The sequence below is a fragment of the Paenibacillus sp. J2R1T-4 genome, from assembly GCF_059692235.1.
Genome location: NZ_JCAUBA010000022.1, coordinates 106,279 through 126,284, shown reverse-complemented (window position 1 = coordinate 126,284; position 20,006 = coordinate 106,279). Strand labels below are relative to the sequence as shown.

Annotated in this window: 14 protein-coding genes; 10 read left to right on the top strand and 4 right to left on the bottom strand. The window is 46.6% G+C overall.

Annotated elements, in window-relative coordinates:
- Window positions 1-2,038, bottom strand: a 2,038-nt coding sequence (locus AC58QD_RS27585; protein WP_497338251.1) for a lectin-like domain-containing protein, incomplete at its 3' end; no start/stop codon positions are given.
- A 262-nt stretch (window positions 2,039-2,300) separates the two neighbouring features.
- Between AC58QD_RS27585 and groES the strand changes: the two genes are divergently transcribed.
- Together groES and groL are read left to right on the top strand one after the other, a co-directional pair.
- Window positions 2,301-2,582, top strand: a complete 282-nt coding sequence (gene groES / locus AC58QD_RS27580; RefSeq protein ID WP_497338250.1) for a co-chaperone GroES — start codon at window positions 2,301-2,303, stop codon at window positions 2,580-2,582.
- A 45-nt stretch (window positions 2,583-2,627) separates the two neighbouring features.
- Window positions 2,628-4,256, top strand: coding sequence for a chaperonin GroEL (gene groL, locus AC58QD_RS27575; protein WP_497338249.1), 1,629 nt, complete (start codon window positions 2,628-2,630; stop codon window positions 4,254-4,256).
- Window positions 4,257-4,368: 112 nt separating this feature from the next.
- Here groL and AC58QD_RS27570 read toward each other — a convergent pair whose 3' ends face one another.
- Together AC58QD_RS27570 and AC58QD_RS27565 are read right to left on the bottom strand one after the other, a co-directional pair.
- Entirely contained in the window at window positions 4,369-5,055 is a 687-nt protein-coding gene (locus tag AC58QD_RS27570) for a response regulator (protein WP_497338248.1), read from the bottom strand.
- A gap of 1 nt (window position 5,056) precedes the next feature.
- Complete coding sequence (locus AC58QD_RS27565) at window positions 5,057-6,223, bottom strand: sensor histidine kinase (protein ID WP_497338247.1); 1,167 nt, start codon at window positions 6,221-6,223, stop codon at window positions 5,057-5,059.
- Between the two features lie 270 nt (window positions 6,224-6,493).
- Between AC58QD_RS27565 and AC58QD_RS27560 the strand changes: the two genes are divergently transcribed.
- The 7 genes from AC58QD_RS27560 to AC58QD_RS27530 all read left to right on the top strand — a co-directional run bounded on the left by AC58QD_RS27560 (window position 6,494) and on the right by AC58QD_RS27530 (window position 14,495).
- Complete coding sequence (locus AC58QD_RS27560; RefSeq protein ID WP_497338255.1) at window positions 6,494-6,748, top strand: response regulator transcription factor; 255 nt, start codon at window positions 6,494-6,496, stop codon at window positions 6,746-6,748.
- Between the two features lie 267 nt (window positions 6,749-7,015).
- Window positions 7,016-8,839, top strand: a complete 1,824-nt coding sequence (locus tag AC58QD_RS27555) for a hypothetical protein (RefSeq protein ID WP_497338246.1) — start codon at window positions 7,016-7,018, stop codon at window positions 8,837-8,839.
- 240 nt (window positions 8,840-9,079) lie between these two features.
- A complete protein-coding gene (locus AC58QD_RS27550) occupies window positions 9,080-10,288 on the top strand; it encodes an ornithine--oxo-acid transaminase (RefSeq protein ID WP_497338245.1) in 1,209 nt (402 codons plus the stop codon).
- Window positions 10,285-11,835, top strand: coding sequence for an L-glutamate gamma-semialdehyde dehydrogenase (gene pruA / locus AC58QD_RS27545; RefSeq protein WP_497338244.1), 1,551 nt, complete (start codon window positions 10,285-10,287; stop codon window positions 11,833-11,835). The genes AC58QD_RS27550 and pruA overlap by 4 nt, the downstream gene beginning before the upstream one ends.
- Window positions 11,836-11,849: 14 nt before the next feature.
- Window positions 11,850-12,776 (top strand): proline dehydrogenase family protein, encoded by a 927-nt coding sequence (locus AC58QD_RS27540; RefSeq protein ID WP_497338243.1) that lies wholly within the window; start codon window positions 11,850-11,852, stop codon window positions 12,774-12,776.
- A gap of 19 nt (window positions 12,777-12,795) precedes the next feature.
- Complete coding sequence (rocF, locus tag AC58QD_RS27535; protein WP_497338242.1) at window positions 12,796-13,716, top strand: arginase; 921 nt, start codon at window positions 12,796-12,798, stop codon at window positions 13,714-13,716.
- A 362-nt stretch (window positions 13,717-14,078) separates the two neighbouring features.
- Window positions 14,079-14,495, top strand: a complete 417-nt coding sequence (locus AC58QD_RS27530) for a VanZ family protein (RefSeq protein ID WP_497338241.1) — start codon at window positions 14,079-14,081, stop codon at window positions 14,493-14,495.
- Between the two features lie 103 nt (window positions 14,496-14,598).
- Here the strand turns inward: AC58QD_RS27530 and AC58QD_RS27525 are convergent, their stop codons facing one another.
- Window positions 14,599-18,066: a hypothetical protein gene (locus AC58QD_RS27525; protein WP_497338240.1), complete on the bottom strand. Its 3,468-nt coding sequence runs from the start codon at window positions 18,064-18,066 to the stop codon at window positions 14,599-14,601.
- 220 nt (window positions 18,067-18,286) lie between these two features.
- On the opposite strand from AC58QD_RS27525, the gene AC58QD_RS27520 reads away from it, so the two are divergent.
- Window positions 18,287-19,690 (top strand): extracellular solute-binding protein, encoded by a 1,404-nt coding sequence (locus AC58QD_RS27520; protein WP_497338239.1) that lies wholly within the window; start codon window positions 18,287-18,289, stop codon window positions 19,688-19,690.
- Window positions 19,691-20,006 lie beyond the last annotated feature (316 nt).

Genomic DNA, 20,006 nt, shown 5'->3' with positions numbered 1-20,006 from the left:
TCAGGGTATAGATCTTCGTTGCGCCGCTATGCGCAGTGACTGTTAATGTTATTTCGTTCGGACCGACGGCTAACACGTTATCTGCTGGCTGCTTGATCAGCACTGTAGCATTGGAGTCAGCCTGGGTATATTCCACATTTACTGAAGTGGTGACATAAGGCACATACATCGTGTAGGTTAACGTGTCAGGGTCAAATCCAATAATCGACTTGCCGTCCACCGTCAGGCTGCTAAGGTTGGCGTTGTTGCTGCGTGCCATAACTTCAACCGTTCTAGTTGCTGTACTGCTATTTCCGGCACGGTCCGTCGTTGTGTAAGTCAAGACATAGGTTCCGGTAACGGCAGCATTGACACTTCCGCTTACTATTGTGATTGGTGGATGAGTGTCGTTATCAGTAACTGTATAACCGGGATCTTCGAAAATACCGGTGTCCGTCTGCCAAATCGTTATATAATTAGAGTCGTTCAGTTGCAGCACTGGGGCTGCACGATCAAAATTTGAGATGTGGATCGATTCAAGATCGTAACCGAATTCGTTGGCGACATATACGGTATACCAACCATTGTCAGTGACTTCAAATGTATGACTGGAAATATCATTACCCTTATTAAGGAAACTAGATACATGAACTTCACCGGGCAGCCACTTCATAGTTGTAGGATAGGCTTCTATGGAAAAGGCTACTGTAATTTTAGGTGAATTAGTTGGCATGGACGGATCAGGGAGAGTTGTAATGGAAGTAATCTGAGGAGCAATCTCCAGAGGATCAGTATGAATATATACATCGTAGATATTGGATTGTAAGATGCCGTCCGTTACATAATATTGAAATGAATCGGATCCGACCGTTGTAGTGTTCGGAGTATATCGGAACGCTCCAGTAAACGAGTTTTCCAGTACGGTTGTACCTCTGTTAGAGGTGCCTTCCTGGATATAGTAAGTAATAGAATCTCCGTCGGGGTCGTATGAGCCAAGCGTGCTGATAAGAGGCTGCCCTTGGATATGATGTATTGTTTGAGGTGATAGGACTGCAACAGGAGCATGCAATGATACATTCACAGGTATACTCTCGTTCCCTGCCAGATCTTTAACTTGTGCTTGGACGTTGGTTGAAGCTGTGACAAAGGGTAAGGTTAAGGCAGTTTGCTCCTTGAACGGTTCCCAAGTTGACCATGCGTTCCCGTTATTGACGGAAAAGCGCATCATGGCACCCGTCAGACCTCCCGCATCAGTCAAAGAAAGATGAGCATTAGGTTGACCAAGAGTACCGGACGGAGTAACCTGAAATGTTATTTCTGGGATCGTTCGATCTGTGATGGAGACATCGTCAATTTCTTGTCTGCTATAGTAAAATCCAGTACTAGCTGAGAAGCCTAAGTAGCTATACGTGGAATCCAGTTCTAAAGACTTATTTATGTATAATTCATTGTTCATATAGACCCGGACGGAGTTATTTCTAACTTCGATCTTTACATTGTGCCATTGCCCGTTAGTCATATTCGAGGGACTCAGTACCTGTTGGATCAGATCCGTTGCTGCACCGCTATTAGCATTATTTTTGAATAAAGTAATATGATTGCCCCCGACTAGATCATAGCTAGAGTTACCGTTATAGAAAGTATCGAACTCAACTCCATAGCCATTTCCATTCTCGAAGCCCATTTGACTGCCTGAAGGCAAATTACCAGTCATATTTTTATTAAACATAAATACAATCCCGTCTGCAGGCACTGCATGTAAAAGCTCATAGGAGTGATCACTCATTTTCATTCGAAAGCTTACATCATAAGGCGGAGCGATCGGGTCTTTTAGCCATATTACTCCTGCTTGGCCCTTTGCAGGCGGAGTAAGCTGAACAGTACCCTCAGTCCTAGTTGCGGAACCAAGATAGTCCCATTTACCCGAGTTAGTACTGAAATCATCTTCCAGCCCTACTGGCACAATTCCAACAGCTTGTGTGCTTTTGAAATCGAAGTAGCTAAAACCGAAGCCAATCGCTATAAAAAGAAGCAGGTTTAGTATAAGTTTCCTGTACAAATGTAATCCAACTCCCGCATGTTCGTCTAAAATCTCTTCATCAAGTATAACTTCTTATAGGACCTGTTGGAATGATTTTCTAATAAAAATCCCAAAAAAATAAGTCATTTGTCCTAAGAAATTTTACAAGCTTCAATCGTGATCCACTTGCAAAAAAAACGAAAAATGATTATTATAAGAATTGTTATTAGCACTAACGTCATTCGAGTGCTAACAAAAGATTTACAAACTAATCAACATTCTTAAAGGAGGCAGTTTTTCCATGATCAAACCGTTAGGTGATCGCGTCATCATCGAACCCATTGCTAAGGAGGAGACTACAGCTAGTGGTATTTTTCTTCCGGACACGGCTAAAGAAAAGCCGCAAGAGGGCAAAGTAGTTGCTGCAGGCATCGGACATGTGAAGGACGGACAACGTACCGCTCTTGAAGTTAAAGAAGGCGACCGTGTATTGTTCTCCAAGTATGCAGGTACCGAAGTGAAGTTCGAAGGTAAAGAGCTTTTAATCATGCGTGAGAGCGATATTCTGGCCATTTTGGGTTAAGAATTACAAATACAATACTTAGAACAATCGGGAGGGTTATTCCACATGGCAAAAGAGATTAAATTCAGTGAAGACGCTCGCAGAGCGATGCTTCGCGGAGTAGACGCTTTGGCGAATGCTGTTAAAGTAACATTGGGTCCTAAAGGCCGTAACGTAGTATTAGAAAAGAAATTCGGAAGCCCGCTCATCACGAATGACGGTGTTACCATTGCTAAAGAAATCGAACTGGAAGATGCATTCGAGAACATGGGTGCTCAACTTGTTAAAGAAGTAGCTACTAAGACTAACGATGTTGCCGGCGACGGTACAACTACAGCTACAGTTCTGGCTCAAGCGATGATTCGCGAAGGCTTGAAGAACGTAACAGCTGGTGCGAACCCAATGGTTATCCGTAAAGGGATCGAGAAAGCAGTTCGAGCAGCTCTTGAAGAGCTTCAAAAGATTGCAAAGCCAATTGAAGGCAAACAATCCATCGCACAAGTTGCCGCTATCTCGTCCGCAGACGATGAAGTAGGTCAACTGATTGCTGAAGCTATGGAGAAAGTCGGCAACGACGGCGTTATCACTGTAGAAGAGTCCAAAGGCTTCGTCACGGAGTTGGAAGTTGTAGAAGGTATGCAGTTCGATCGCGGTTATATCTCCCCGTACATGATTACCGATACGGACAAGATGATCGCTGTACTGGATAACCCATACATCTTGATCACTGACAAGAAGATCTCCAACATTCAAGAGATTCTTCCTGTGCTTGAGAAAGTAGTTCAACAAGGCAGACCGCTTGTGATCATCGCTGAAGACGTTGAAGGTGAAGCTCAAGCTACCCTGATCGTGAACAGACTTCGCGGCACATTCACTTGCGTAGCTGTAAAAGCACCTGGCTTCGGCGATCGCCGCAAAGCTATGCTGCAAGATATCGCTGCTTTGACTGGCGGACAAGTGATTACTGAGGAACTCGGTCTTGACCTGAAATCCACTCAAATCGACCAATTGGGTAACGCGCGTCAAGTTCGCGTAACCAAAGAGAACACGATCATCGTTGATGGTAGCGGCGACAAGAAAGATATCGGCGCTCGCATTCAACAAATCCGCACACAATTGGAAGAAACTACTTCCGATTTCGATAAAGAGAAATTGCAAGAGCGTTTGGCGAAATTGTCCGGTGGCGTAGCCGTAATCAAAGTTGGGGCTGCTACTGAGACTGAGCTAAAAGAACGCAAATTGCGCATCGAAGATGCTCTGAACTCCACACGTGCTGCTGTTGAAGAAGGTATCGTATCCGGTGGTGGTACTGCCCTTGTTAACATCTACAGCGCTGTAGCTGCTGTCAAAGCAGAAGGCGACGAGCAAACAGGCGTTAACATTATCCTTCGCGCATTGGAAGAGCCAGTTCGCACAATCGCAGCTAATGCGGGTCAAGAAGGTTCTGTAATCGTTGAACGCTTGAAAAAAGAAGCAGTAGGCATTGGTTACAACGCAGCTACTGGCGAATGGGTGAACATGTTCGAAGCAGGGATCGTTGACCCTGCCAAGGTAACTCGCTCCGCGCTTCAAAACGCAGCTTCCGTTGCAGCTATGTTCCTGACTACAGAAGCAGTTGTTGCTGACAAGCCAGAACCTAACAAGCCAGCTATGCCTGATATGGGCGGTATGGGTGGAATGGGCGGAATGATGTAATAAGGGGTCGAACCCTTATGCATCAAGAGCTTCCTTAATAAAGAAAAAAGAGGCTTCTATCGAGCGTAACAACTCGGCAGAAGCCTCTTTCTCTATTTTCAAAAGGATAATTTCATAAATTATTTTCGTGTAAATAAGCAACGGTTTCGGACCGACTGGCAACGTTCAGCTTTTTGTAAATCGTACTAAGGTAATTTTTTACTGTTCCAGGTGTCAAAAACAGTTCGGAAGCGATCGTTTGATTAGACTTTCCTTGTTGCAATTTCCTAACAATGTTCCATTCTTGTATCGACAAATCTTTCAACCTCTCATCCTGCTGTTGGCCGGGAGATGAGGGGCTCATATCTTTCGGAGATTGTTCCTCGCGGTGTGCCGAAGAATGGAGTGCCTCAGCCAGACGCATCTGAATACTGAAGGGGTAATTGATTCTCCCATCCAAACAGTCCTGAATAGTAGAAAGAATTTTTACCGTCTCTACCCCCTTAACTAAAAATCCGCTCGCTCCACGACATATCGCTTCCCATATATATTTTTCATCCTCGAAAGTAGTTAAAATCAGCACCTTGGTATCAGGAAATTCTGTTTTGATTTGCTTAGTGGCTTCCAAGCCATCCAGCTTAGGCATATGGATGTCCATCAGTATAAGCTGAGGACGATGCAATCGTGCTTGCGTTACCGTTGCCAGACCATCACCTGTTGTAGCTACAACGGTGTAGTCTTCCTCCATACCTAGAATGGCCGCTAAACCGTCGCGGATCAAGGGTTGATCGTCTGCTATTAAAATGGTTGTTTTAGCCAATTCACTCACTCCGTCCGATCGTTATCGTCTGAAAAGGTATGGTTATCTCCAGAGTTACACCGCTGGTATCCCCCTTGTTAATAATCGACAATCTCCCTCCAACATCCTCCACCCTTTCCTTCATGGCGTTCAGTCCAAAGCCAGGAACAATATGGATTGGAGGTTTACCATTGTCGGATAACATAAAACGTATGTGCTCCGCATGATGAGTCAATGAAAATTGGAAAAAGGTGCTGGAGCCATGCCGGATTCCATTTGTAATACCCTCTTGCAAGGCACGGTAAATGGTTAGCTCGATCATTGGGGATAGATCATCAGGCAGTGTTGAGTCTATTTCGTATGCAATTTCCACGTGGGTTTGCTTTTTCGTTTCATCGATCAACTCTATTAACTCGGGAATAAATTGGTAACCCGGGATGTTTTCGCGCAACAAATGAACGGAGCTCCGCACGTCATCCAGACCGCTGAGAATATTTTCTCTCGTTCTATCGATCATTTCGAGTGCAAGGGAATAATTGGTTTTCCCAATAGCATGCGCTGCTGTTTGCAACCCGGTTAATGCTGATGTTAGCGTATGTCCAACCGAATCATGAATTTCACGGGATATTCTAGTCCGTTCTTCTAATCTAGTCTTCCGCACCAATTCAATCGTGGCGATTCGCAGTTGTTCATTATCACTGGCCAGTTGATTCTTTTGCTGAAAAGCAATTTTTGCAAGAAGGCTTATTCCGAAAATGCCCAAGTATTCGACGACTCGAGGGATAACATAATATATTTGTTCAAAAGGGGGGAACTGGCGAAAAATCAGAAGGCTTAGTACACAGGAAGCATAGCTCACCACAGTAAAGAGAATAGAATGAATTCTGGTGTGATGAAAGGTAAATTCTCCTATGAGAATCAGGATATAGATTTGCGCGAAAAAGTCTTCTGACACTACCGATATAACAAAAGCCAATGCTAGTTGAGAGAATATAAACAGGACGCCAGTCATACTGCGCAGATCAATCTTCATGATGTAATCTCGAATAAGAACAACGGTAACATAAATGCAAGATAGCAGGCAGAGTTCAATAGAAAACTTCGTTGTGTGGAGCAGTAAGATGATGGTTGCGCCAATAACGATTATGGTCAAAATTAGAGTGATTCTTTTATTTAATTGTGCATCCATGTGCCCTCGCCAGAATTGAAATATTTACCTCCAATTTTACCACAAACATGACTTAAGTCATATTAATAAGTGAATAGTGTCGGAAAAAGACAAAAGAACGCCATGGTTAGTGAACTTCTTCATCTAGGATAGGTCTTGAGGATTATTTATAATGAGGATACAGGTGAAACTCCACCCTAATAGCAGGAAATCATCCGCATGAAGAACGGAGATACTCATGAATAATACGGCTCGGACTATAGACACTTGAATGACTTACAGATTCAGAGAATGGGTACCCGTCCTGCAATGCAACATTTTTTTGATCATTATCAGCTCACGCAGCGTGAATCGGAAATTCTCATCCTGATCGCCATAGATGGCTTTTCTAATCGAGAAATTGCCGAAAAGTGCGTAATCAGTGAAAAAACGGTCAAAAATCATCTCGCAAACATAACGAACAAGAGTGGGACTCGATCGATACGGAAGTTGCTCTCCTTGCTATTCAATCATGTACTAGACTCTCAAGAAACCCACGTAATTTAAGAGAGAAGGTTGTTACTATCTTAGATGGCATTTTTTTTAGTGAACTAAGAAAATTAAGTTACAATGATGAGATGAGATATAAGCTGCTGATCTATGGTCTCAAACGAATATTGGAAAATAAAAAAAGATCTAGAAGAATATTCAGTAAAAAGATAAAAACCCAACCGAAATGGGATTAGCTTGATAGTTTGCTACAATGGATTGATGACTACAATGGGTGGAGAATTAGAGCCATCTGGTTGTGGAAAATTCGGAGGGATGTTCAGCATGATCAAGAAAATACTCATATCGATCCTATTCTGCCTAGCTTCTATAACTATAATGATATCCATTCAAGATGCCTCTGCCGAAGCAGTTGCTGCCTCTCCGCAAACGTTGACAATCAATGGCGCCCAAGGGACTATAGGGGAGACGGACCCTTACACCGAATTCTCACTCGATAATGGACAGACCTGGCGCGAGGCATATCTATATGGAGCGCATCCTTGGGGATTGGTAGAAGGGTCCAACAGTTGGTTGAATTGCGGTCCATCCGGTTCTGCTTGTGAGGGTCTTGACTTCCTTTATAGAGTTCAATTCATCTTACCGGATGACTTCTCCAATCCGCAGACAACCTTTCAATTCAAAGCCGACAATGCGGTTACAATCGATCTGAACAACAACAATGTTGGCCACATTGAGGGAGAAGGTACGGTGACGGGTGATACCTACTCCAACAGTAAGCTTATGCCCGGTTTGAATGAAGTAAGAATATTTCTCCGTGACGACGGTGGTTGGGCAGGTTTGAATTACAAGATCACGATTAATGTCGATGCATCGTCCGCGCCGACCTTGGTGAGCGCCCCTGTAACGGTATTACCTGCACCGACATTTAGCAGCAGTTTGGTGATCCCTACCAAAGAGAATGTCAACGTGACAATTACTTATCCGGCCGATGACATCGTGAAGGAATATAGCTTCAACGGAGTGAATTGGAATACTTATACGTCGGTAGTAGTAATGACGGATAATGGAACAATCTATGCCCGAGGGAAGGATTCGATGGGTATTCCTACAAGCAAGGGGACCTTTACCGTATCCAATATTGACCATACGCCTCCAACTGCGCCGACGTTTAGCGCTACGCCAACGACACTGACGAATGGAAATGTGGAGGTGACCATCACTTTTCCTTCGGACTCGGTGCTGAAGAAATACCAGATCGGAAGTGGAGTGGTACAGGATTATACCGGCGCAATCACAATTTCAGCCAATGGCAGTGTAAGTGCATTCGCGGTGGACGCAGTTGGAAACACAAGTGTTGTTGCCGTGCATACGGTTGATAATATTGATACTTTGGCTCCGCCAATGCCAATTCTCACAGCTAATATGACCAATCCCACCAACAGTCCTGTCCGTGTGACCATAACCAATTGGGGCGATGCCGTTGTCAAGGAATACCGCATCGACGGAGGCATCTGGCAATCTGCAATGGAACCTGCAGAGGTTGTCATGACGGCGAATGGAACGGTCGAAGCAAGAGGAAAAGATAATGCAGGCAACCAATCTTCAATAGGGCTTATTGCAATCAATAATATAATGGCGGATCTGGAGCCACTAAAAGTTACAGTTGCTGCGATGAATGCAGACGGAACAGAGATGACTATACTATTCAATCACAAATTAGATCTCCATACACCGCTGAATAAAGAGAAATTCCATTTGAATGGAGCAGACGCCTCCATTAGCAGTGCGAGATATGTTTCAGATCAGGTGGTTGTATTGCAGCTTAACAACTCGGATGCTGTGACCAATGGGCCGCAAATAATCACGCTCGATGTCGATTATGGAGCGGTTATGGATAATGGAAGTAAATTGATTTTGGAATGGAAAGGGCTTCCGGTCAAATCACAGATGGAAACCAACTCATTGCGAGATCAACTGCGGACTTTCTCTACCAGCAATCCTAATGGTGCAATTAGGATCAATAATGTAGTAGGATATATGGTTCAATCCCCTTCGGATGTAACGGGTGACGGTGTTTTTGATCGGAATGACGTATTGTTTTTGCTATTGCAAATAGATCCTCTGGCTGCCAGGTTGAGCGGCTGATTTAACCCATATTGAACTAACTGTAAAACCTATCAACAAAAAGCAGATTGTCGAAACCTTTCGATGGTCTGCTTTTGCTTGTATATGATGTTACACACTAGTTAGCCAGTCCTATCTTGTTGTCCCTCCTCTCCCGGATTCACTAATTCATGATATGGAACATACATTATACAATGAATAACTGAATATTCTGTAATTTTATGGATAATTCCTGTTCGTTAGCAGGAAGGAGAATTGTGAGTGGACCTCAATGAACAATTGATTGGGAAAGCAGAGCAATACGGCGCCCGAAACTATAATCCGCTGCCTATCGTTATTACTCGCGCCGAGGGGATTTGGTTGGAGGATGTAGAAGGCCGACGTTATATGGATATGCTTAGCGCTTATTCAGCGGTCAATCATGGGCACAGGCATGAGAAGATCATTCAGGCTCTCCTGGATCAAGTAAGCCGCGTGACTTTGACCTCTAGAGCGTTCCATCATGATCGAGCGGGAGAATGGTATGAGATGCTAAGCCGAATTACGGGCAAATCGACCATTCTCCCGATGAATACGGGTGCGGAAGCTGTGGAAACTGCGATTAAGGCGGCGAGGCGCTGGGCCTATCAAGTAAAGGGCGTACCTGATGAGCAGGCTGAGATCATAGTATGTCAGAACAATTTTCACGGCCGTACCGTAACCATTACCTCGTTCTCATCGCATCCTGCATACAAATCAGGCTTCGGTCCTTACACTCCGGGATTTATCACTATTCCATTCGGAGATCTGGAAGCGCTTCGCGAAGCCATATCCCCTCGAACAGCAGCATTCCTTTTTGAACCCATTCAAGGCGAGGCCGGAGTTATCATCCCACCAAGCGGCTACTTACAGCAAGCAGCGGATATTTGCCGACAACATCAAGTGCTCACCATGGCGGATGAGATTCAGACAGGGCTCGGACGGACGGGGCAGATGTTCGCGTGTGATTGGGAAGGCGTGCAGCCTGACGTTTATATTCTCGGCAAGGCGCTTGGCGGAGGCGTTCTTCCCGTTTCGGCTGTAGCCGCTGACCATGAGGTGATGGATGTGTTCGGTCCTGGTTCGCATGGATCTACTTTTGGAGGCAATCCGCTTGCATGCGCGGTCTCTATTGCTGCGCTTCAAGTACTTGAAGAGGAGCGGCTTGCTGAGCGTGCCCATACATTGGGCAATTATATGCTCCAGAAGCTTGGGAGGATCTCTTCCCCGAAGATTCAAGAAATTCGCGGGAAAGGTCTGCTTATCGGAATCGAGCTCCAAGAGCCAGCAAGGCCATACTGCCAACAGCTTATGCAACTCGGCCTTTTATGTAAAGAAACACATGATAACGTAATACGAATTGCGCCACCGCTCACGATTGCAAAGGATGATATCGACTGGGCTTTGGAAAAAGTGGAAGAAGTACTGACTGAGAGGAGTTATATCCCATGATCCCCTATCGTCCCGAACCGTTAACAGATTTCCATAATCAATTGGAGGAAAGTCGTCTGCAAGAAGCGCTGCAGAGGGTGAATGCCCAGCTGGGCCAGGAATATCCGCTGCTACTAGGAGGGCAAACGATTAAGACCCTAAGGCAAATCGTTTCTGTCAATCCATCCGAGCCTGATCAAGTTATTGGTTCCGTGTCCCAAGCGGATAAGACGCTAGCGGAACAAGCCGTTCAAACTGCATATGCTGCTTTTTCGGATTGGTCGAGGGTAAGTGCGGAAATACGTGCAGATTGTCTGTTTCGAGCAGCCGCCATTTTGCGTAGACGAAAACACGAATTTTCTGCTTGGCTCATGGTAGAGGCAGGTAAAGTAAGAGCAGAAGCGGATGCAGACACGGCTGAAGCGATCGATTTCTTAGAATATTACGGAAGGCAAATGCTGCAGCTTGATCAAAGGGGGCAGCAGGAGCTCATCTATGTGACCGGTGAACGCAATCAGATGAAGTACCTGGGACTTGGAGTTGGGGTCATTATTTCACCTTGGAACTTTCCTTTAGCGATTCTAGCGGGTATGACCACGGCCGCGCTTGTCGCAGGCAATACTGTGATAGTAAAGCCGTCCAGTCTGACTCCCGTCGTTGCGATCAAGTTTGTAGAAGTGTTAATAGAGGCGGGTATTCCAACAGAGGCGGTTCAACTGGTACCTGGAGGCGGTTCTGAAGTAGGTGAATATTTGGCGGCGCACCCGCTGACCCGTTTCATTTCTTTTACAGGATCAAAAGATGTGGGCCTTCATTTGCATGAACTCTCTTCGCGTCAAGCTCCAGGGCAACGTTGGTTGAAACGATTTGTAGGGGAGCTCGGAGGCAAAGATGCCATCATTGTTGATCGAGATGCTGATTTGGAGATGGCTGCGCAAGGGATTGTGGCCTCCGCATTCGGTTATTCGGGTCAGAAGTGTTCAGCCTGTTCGCGAGCCATTGTGCATCGGGATGTATATGAAGCTGTTCAAGCTCGGTGTGTCGAACTTGCTGACCGGATGAAGGTTGGAGATGCGAGGGATCTTACTGCTTACACCGGACCGGTTATCAACCAAAGCGCTTATGATTCCATCATGCGTTATATCGAAATCGCCAAGACAGAAGGTAGTATAGTGGCCGGAGGAGTTCCAGCTGAGGGGAACGGTTGGTTGATTCGACCCACGATTGTAGCCGATGTGGACCCTGGGGCACGGATTATGCAGGAAGAAATTTTTGGTCCTGTGTTGGCATTTGCGAGAGCTAATGATTTCGAAGATGCTCTGCGTATCGCCAATGCGTCCGATTATGGACTAACAGGTGCGGTGTACAGCCGTAATCGCAACAACATCGAGCTTGCCCGTGGAGCATTTGCGGTCGGTAATTTGTATATGAACCGCAAGTGTACAGGTGCAATTGTCGGCGTTCATCCGTTCGGAGGGTTCAATATGTCAGGAACCGATTCCAAGGCAGGAGGACCAGACTACTTGTTGTTGTTCACTCAGCCCAAGCTCATATCGGAACGGTTATAACAGGAGGTGATCCTATGCTGGACCCGATTTTAAGAAAAGGAGTACTCTCGGTAACGGGGTTTGCACCAGTCCGGTTGTTTTTTGAAAAGTATGGCATGAGGTTAGGAGTCGATCGTTTTGTCGCTGCGGAGGCACTGCCTGAGGCTTTGGAGAAAGTCCAAAAATTGAACGAAGAGGGGCTCTATGTAACGCTTGACCAATTGGGAGAGAACGTCCTGGATTCCGGGCAGGCAACTGAAACCGCGAATAGTATTCTCGACTTATTTCCGGTCATCGACCAACTTGGACTACGTGCCAATGTATCCGTCAAATTAACTCAGCTTGGTTTACGATTAAATGAAGATCACTGTCTCGAGCTTATGGATCGCATAGTGAGAGATGCTGCGGTGTATCGCAGCTTCGTGCGAATCGACATGGAGGATTCCAGTATCACACAAGGCACCATTGATATATTCCGAGAGCTACTGCACAGATTTGGTCCCGACCGAATCGGCCTTGTCCTGCAGTCTTATTTGTTCAGAAGCGAAAGGGACGCAGAAGAGCTCGGGGCAAACGGGGTGAATCTACGCATCGTAAAGGGTGCCTACCGGGAGCCGCCTGAGGTCGCTTATCGCCATAAATCGGATGTGGATGCAGCCTATGTTCGTATCGTTCGCTCTCATTTGGGCAACGGGGGTTATGCGGCCATAGCGACACACGATCGGGTGATTGTCACTGAAATACTCGAGCTCACTACTCAATTGGGCATTTCCCGTGACCGATTCGAATTTCAAATGCTCTACGGTATCGCGAGCGATCTGCAAAGGGAGTTAATGCAAGCAGGGTACCTCGTCCGGATTTATACACCTTTTGGACGTCATTGGTATCCATATTTCACCCGCCGCATTGCCGAAAGGCCAGCAAACCTCTGGTTCGTCGCCAAGCATATGCTTCGCTCTTGACCATAAAGGGAGTGAGAACATGGCTCAGCATTCCGCTAAAAAGGTTTCGATCATCGGTGTACCGTTGGATCTGGGATCAGGCCGATTAGGTACCAACATGGGGCCGGATGCCATACGAAGTGCCGGTGTTGTACAAAGGCTAGAGCAGCTAGGCTATAACGTGCGAGACGAGGGAGACTTACTCGTAAGACGGCCTAACGGCTTGCCGCTTGCATCCATGACTGCATCGAAACTCAAACACTTGGACGAAATTGTGAGAGTAAACAAGGAGCTATACCAAGTAGTAGCTCAGACCTCAGGGGAAGGCCGACTTCCGCTCATAATTGGCGGAGATCACAGTATCGCGATCGGTGCACTAGCGGGTATATGTCAGCGGATCAACAAGGTTGGTCTCATCTGGTACGATGCGCATAGCGATGTGAATACGGCTGACACAACGCCTTCCGGGAATATTCATGGGATGTCTTTGGCTGTATCACTAGGATATGGGCATCCTCTTCTAACCGGAATTGGTGGTACGCAGGCAAAGGTAACGCCCGAGCATACGGTGATTGTAGGTGTACGCTCCATTGATGGCGGAGAGCGTGAATTTCTGCGAAGAGCAGGGGTCAGCATTTTTACAATTCGTGATATAGAAAGGTTAGGTATAGCAGAAGTAATGGAAAAAGCTCTAGCCATCGCTGCGGATGGTACTAATGGGATTCACTTGAGTCTCGATCTGGATGCTATTGACCCGCGTGATGCGCCCGGCGTTGGTACTCCAATTCCAGGCGGCGTCACTTTGCGCGAGAGCCTCCTTGCCATGGAGATGATTGCGGATACAGGTATGCTGTGCAGCGCGGAGTTCGTTGAAGTCAATCCACTGCTGGATCATGGGAACCAGACAGCGCAAGTGGCGGTTGAGCTCATCAGCTCGTTGTTTGGGGAGAGGATTCTGTAAGGTTGGAACTGGTTATGATCCGATCGTCCGCAACAATTATGGAATAAGCCATATTACTATGGGCTAATATCACCAAGTACACACTTTTGAGGCGTTTAGCCAATCCTGCTATCCCTTATTATTGCCAAATGAAGTAATACACCCTGAAATCGGACATATAACCCATGGTAATAGGGGCTAATTGCGTTAAAACCGGTCGATCCATCTTATTAGCCCATACTAAACGTGGCTATATTTGATCGCATGAAGATAAGCAAAAGGCTACGGTGAATTTCACTGCAGCCTACTTTCGCTCAATTAGTATGATTGCTACAAATTATGGAAAACATCGATATAGAACTCTTTGAGGAAAGGACATATCGATGAGACTTTTTGCAGTAGTAATATGGATTGCTATATTGTTTGTTCTTACATGTACATCAAGCTTGGATCAGCTTTTCGAGGATCAAATCGTAAGCTTTCAAGTAACGGGGAACCCGAATTATAATGAACTATTGTTATTAACAGATGCCAGGTTTACAGAACCTTATTGGCTGTTTGTTAAGTTCGGACATTTTATGTGTTTTGCTCTCCTGCAAATACTACTCTTTCATCTGACAGGGAACATTAAAAAATCATGCTCCATAGCGATATTTGTCGCTCTGCTAACTGAAATTGCGCAGCTTTATTTTATGCGTGATGGTAGAGCGGTCGATTTGTTGATTGATTCTTTGGGGATTTTACTTGCAGCAGGTATTTACAGAACGATGGTGTCTAACGTAAATACTATGCGTACTTAATCAATCGAGAGCAATAACCATAACAAAAGCGGACTGTCGAGAAATTGTCGACAGTCCGCTTTTGTTTCGTTAATGGTTACTCAGGTTTGTATGGTTTGTCTATTCAGCCGGCGTGAGGCCCCACTTCGACAGTGAATGATCCTGTAATCGATTGGGCGCCATCGCTGACGGTAATCGTAACGGTTGCCTCACCGAAGCTGCCAGGCTTAGTAGTTAACTGGATGATGCGTTCTGCTCCTTCACCTTTAATGACAATGTTGGCGTTAGGCACAATCGCTTCATTGCTCGAGCTGGTTGCTACCTTCAAGCTGCTGATCGGCGAATCGATATCTGCGATGCTAAAAGGCAGCTCAATCGTCCGTTTACCTGGTTTAAGCGATTGATCGGGTATAACACTGACTGTCGGCGCATCGTTAACCGCGTTAACTTGAACTTCGAACGATGTATTTGCACGGTTCGTTCCATCCGTGACAGTTACTTCAATCGTCGCGCTGCCGAACTGATTCGCGGCTGGCGTAATTTGAATAGTGCGGTGAGCACCTGTTCCGCCTAGAACGATATTAGAGATTAGAACCTCATTGTAAGTCGAGGCAGTTACCGTCAGCGAGCCAAGCGGTGTGTCATAATCTTCAAGAGTAAAAGGTATTGCAGCCGAGCTTGTATCTTCATCAATTGCAATATTGGTAATTGGACTAATTCTCGGCTCTCCACTGAAGATTTGAACCTCAAGGGCTTGGCTGGTAACGGTTGTCTCTCCTGAAGTAACGACTGCGCGAATAGAAGCTTTACCGACTGCTACCGCTGTTACTTGATTGCCTTGAATGGCAAGTACGTCAGGATTGCTGGAAACATAGGATACGGAAGGCGTACCAGCTGGAGAACCATTTGCCAATACATAAGAACTCGACACTGTCGTGCTAACCCCAGGTACCAATATGGAATTGCTCAAAACCGGTTTAGACACATTAATCGCAATCGGCAATTTGTAGAGCTTGTTAGCTTCCGCGTAGTAAATATCTCCATTGTCCGCCATAGTCATCAGGTTGACCGTTTTACCAGGAAGAAGATCTCTGGAATCCAGAGTGGCTGGATCGATCGCGATCAGCTTCCGACCGATAGTGGTATACATGAGACCGTCATTGCCCCAACGGATATAATAAGGACGGTATTTGCTTGTGCTGTAAGGGGACTGGGTGATTTTCTTAGCTTTGACGACTTCAAGTGTGTTAGGGTCGAGTGCAAAAATAGCTGCATCGTAACCGACAGTCGTGCTAACGAATGCATCTAATATCCCCCAGATCAACCCATCTGGACCAACCGATAGCTCGCCGATAATTTTCACTTCACCTGTTATACCTGGGATCCGTGGAGTGACAGAACGATCAATCTGTTTGGTAACAGGATTGAAGATGAACACCTCTGCCTCAGCTTTGAGCGGTGCTGGTGTTGCGGATCCGCTGCCGCTATATACGGTAGTGCTGCCATAAACCTTTCCGTCTTTATAATCCAGACCGATTATAGATTGATTTGGCATGATGTTCCGGAACGTCTCGGATGTGACGTCTGTCACGTTGCCGCTGCTGTCTCGCACTTCCTCCATCATGGTTAATGCACCCTGGAAGCCGCTGGACGGGAAGGTGCCGATGAATATTTTGCCGCCGCCGCTTGCGAACGTGAACGGACGATTCTGTTCATCACCAATATCCAAGGCGATACCGGGATTGCCCCAACCATAATCGTTGAATTCAATCGGCTTCGATAGATCCATGCGGTACATTTTAGCACCTGTATAGGTTCCGAAGTAAGCAATATCACCGTAGAAGTCGATACTCTCCGATTGGTGAAACGACGGGAAGTCATGAATAATCTGATTGCTCGCCGTATCGTAGATGCTCATACCGCGTTGGAATCCGCTTGCGAATAGCAATCCATTCTTATGTTCCAACACATTAATCGGAGTTCCGATTACCTCAAGTTCAGCAACATGAGTGGAATACTGTCCACTGATCGGGTCGAAGACGAAAGTTTCCCCAAAGGCTGCCATACTGAATAATACGGGTTTCCCAGCGAATGGTCCGGAGTCAGGGGTTAACCAAGAGTGAACCTTGAAAGCCGAATCCGGTAAAGGTTGGGTAACGGCTGTGATCTTGGTTACAGTATCATTGGACATATCATAGCTGAATAATTCTTCCGCCACTTTGTAGTAGATTAGGTTAGGATTCGTTGGTGATGGAGCTGATATTTTGGATTGAAAAGGGATGGAACGCACATATTCATAAGTACCGTCCCTTAGGATATGCAGGTCAGTCCCGTAAACGAACAAGAACCCGTTGTGCACTTCTACTTCATTTAATGTTTTTCCGCTTAAGCCAGTTACTCCAGGAACGTCAATCTGGAACTTCTCACCAGTCTGGCGGTCGATTCGAATGATATTAGCATTTGGCCCTGTTCCAACATAAAGGAACTGATCCGTTACACCGAGACCGCGCGCGTAAGTTTCTCCAGCTTTCACTACACCGAGATCCTTGAACGTGGAAGTAGCGATATCGTATTCGAATACTTTGCCCAAGTTGGTAGTATGGAAGGTGCTCCCATAAATTTTCCCGTCTGAGCTTGCCTTCACATCGTACATCGTCGTATTGCCAGTCGGATTCGTTCCGAGGTTCTCGATCCGTTTCTCGGTGACTAGATAGCGGTATAGTTTGCCTGTGGAAGTGAAGTAAATATTGCCGTCGGACCCTTGAGCGATACCCCATATAGGGTCGGCTGCACCAGTCACGCGTTCAGAGAACTTCGATTTCCCGGTAACAGGATCGACCACGGAGAATGCGGCAGGGGAACCGGTCGTCGTGATGTACTGCTCCAATTTGCCATCAGGCCCCATACCAAAGGTTGCAGCTTGGGACAAACCGATTTTGACTGGTTCTCCCAAATCAATTCCAGTTGACCCATAAGGAGGTTTGACGGAGGACTCTACTGTCTTTTTATGGTCGACTCGTACATCATCAATGAATGAGATCGTACCGGTACCTGAACCACCATAGTAAAAGGTGACCTGTGCCAACTCGGCTCCCTTGGGAGCAAAAGCCTCGATTTCTACCGTATTCCATGAGCCTACTGTATTGGCAAGGAAGTTGAAACTTCCATTCGTCAAATCAGTGGCGCTGCCCGATTTCTTGAACCTGACATACACCCGCACACTTTTGGCTTGCACATAAACTTGTGCACGTACGCGATAAGTTTGTTCTTCTGTAATTGGAATCAGACTGCTGAATACTTCCAAAGAACGTGAAGTATCGTTGTCTACCATTTTGAGGCTTTTCGTACCGGATGAAAATCTCTCCGTAGATGCTTCTGCTATAAGGCTTGTGCCGAATGTAGAAGCGGCCGGTATTGTTGTCCAGCTTGGAATGTTTCCACCCTGCATAGCTTCTTCAAACCCGCTATTAGGCACGGTAAGCGGGATGTACTCTACATCCGCCGCTGAAGCATGATTCGCCATAGGGGCGATGACCGGTATTGCTAGAAGTGCGCTAAGGATAAGTGCCACTATTTTTTTTCCAAACTTCATCAAGTCCAATCCTCCTTTTTAAAATTATCGCACAGAGCAAACTTTAACTAGGCGATTTCTAGGCTATACAGATAAGGGTAACTACTTTTGAAGGCGCTGTCAATTCATAATTATGAAATATTCATATCCTAGAAAACTTCTACAGCTATGCACAAAATAGTGGCTGTGATATAATCCCAATTATGATAACCGTGTAGATGAACAGGAAAGGATGAGAACGATGCAGCGACCTAGCCGAAGTGAATTTAATGCTCGAACTCAGCAGCTGGTCGCTTACCTGCGGGATGAAATCAAGGTAGGAACACTCCGAGTAGGTGATTATTTGCCATCCGAGGTGGAGTTGGGAAGAAGGTTCGGCTTAAGTAAGGAGTCTGTCAGGCGGGCACTGGATATTCTCGTGAACGATGAATGGATTGTTAAGATCCGGCGTGTAGGGAATCGGGTTAATAAATCGGATCACATTGAGGAAGAGGTTAACTCGATCTCGGTGGGTTCTCCTGATTCGGTTGGGTTGACGGAGCTTCGCCTAGCCCATTATCCAACACTCTGCGATGAGGGGAGGCTGCAGCAAGCGATAGCTTCGTTCGAGCAAGCCAACCCGGATATCAGCGTGAAATTGATGCCGACTTCATTTCCGTTGGATTTTGCTGAGCATGGCATAGCCGATGTGATTACTTTATCTGCATGGGATGCGCTGAAGCTTAAGGAGAAGGATCCATCCCTGTCGTTGCTTGCCGACGCGTTGGATACACAGTTCGCTCATTCGCTCTTGACTACCCCTTTTCACTCTGACCAGGGCAGAGTAGTCGCGTCACCATTCGTGTATTCGCCTATCGTGCTTTGTTATAATCGTGATCATTTTGCGGCCTGTCAGATGGAAGATCCGGGTGAAGGCTGGACGTGGTACACCCTGCTCAAGAGTGCAAGAGCGCTTCATAGACAGCTTGATGTACGGGGATTCGTAGCCCATATCCAATCCGTCAACCGTTGGCCGGTGTTTCTACTGCAGAATGGCTTCCGTTTCCAGGCGGGTGAAGCACAAAGAGCTGCCGAGGACCCTGCGTTATGGGAAAGTCTTCGGATCTCAAGAGATCTTATCTACCAGCAGGGTGCTCCCACCCTCTGGACGGAGAGCGATTCCGACGTGGAGCGTTGGTTCCGGGATGGAAGAGCTTCCATGATTCTAACGACTTTTTATGGAATGAACAGGCTAAAAGACACCGATCTGAATTATGGGGTAGCACCGCTGCCGGCCTTGCGTACGCAAGATACGCTGCTCCTTGTGACCGGGTTGGCGATTAATCAGCGATCACCTCTGCAGGAGGCGGCGCGGTTGTTGGTGCAGCACCTCAGCAGCCTGGATGTTCAAACCGATATTCGTCGGAACACGACGACCTTGCCTGTTCACCCGGACGCGATAAGTATTCATGCTGGCCTGATTGGTAATCGACCACATGGTGAAGGAGCGGTTTCGCAGCAGTGGGATCATGCTAGAACTTACTCGGATCTGAGCATGAGCACCGAGGTGCTGGAAGCCATTCGCGAGGAGTTGAAGGCTTACTGGTCGCGGGTTGAGGATGAAGCAGAAGTGAGTGAGAGGCTTGAAGTGCTGCTTGGTTTGTAAGAATAGCAAGGGAGATCCGTGCTAAATCGAGCTAACGCAGCCAAACTCACGAAATAAGCCGGAAAATCCGTGCTAAATCGAGCACACGCAGCCGAACTCACGAAATAAGCCGGAATACCCGTGCTAAATTGAGCTCGTGCGACCGAACGCGTGAAATAAGCAGGAAAACCCGCTTCAGCCCGCGCCACTGCGCCCCGCGAGCCATTGCAAAGCGGAAAATCCGCTTTAGCACACGCCCTCGCGCCGCGCGAGCCGCTGCAAAGCGGAAAATCCGCTTTAGCGCGCGCCCCCCGCGTCCGCGCGAGCCGCTGCAAAG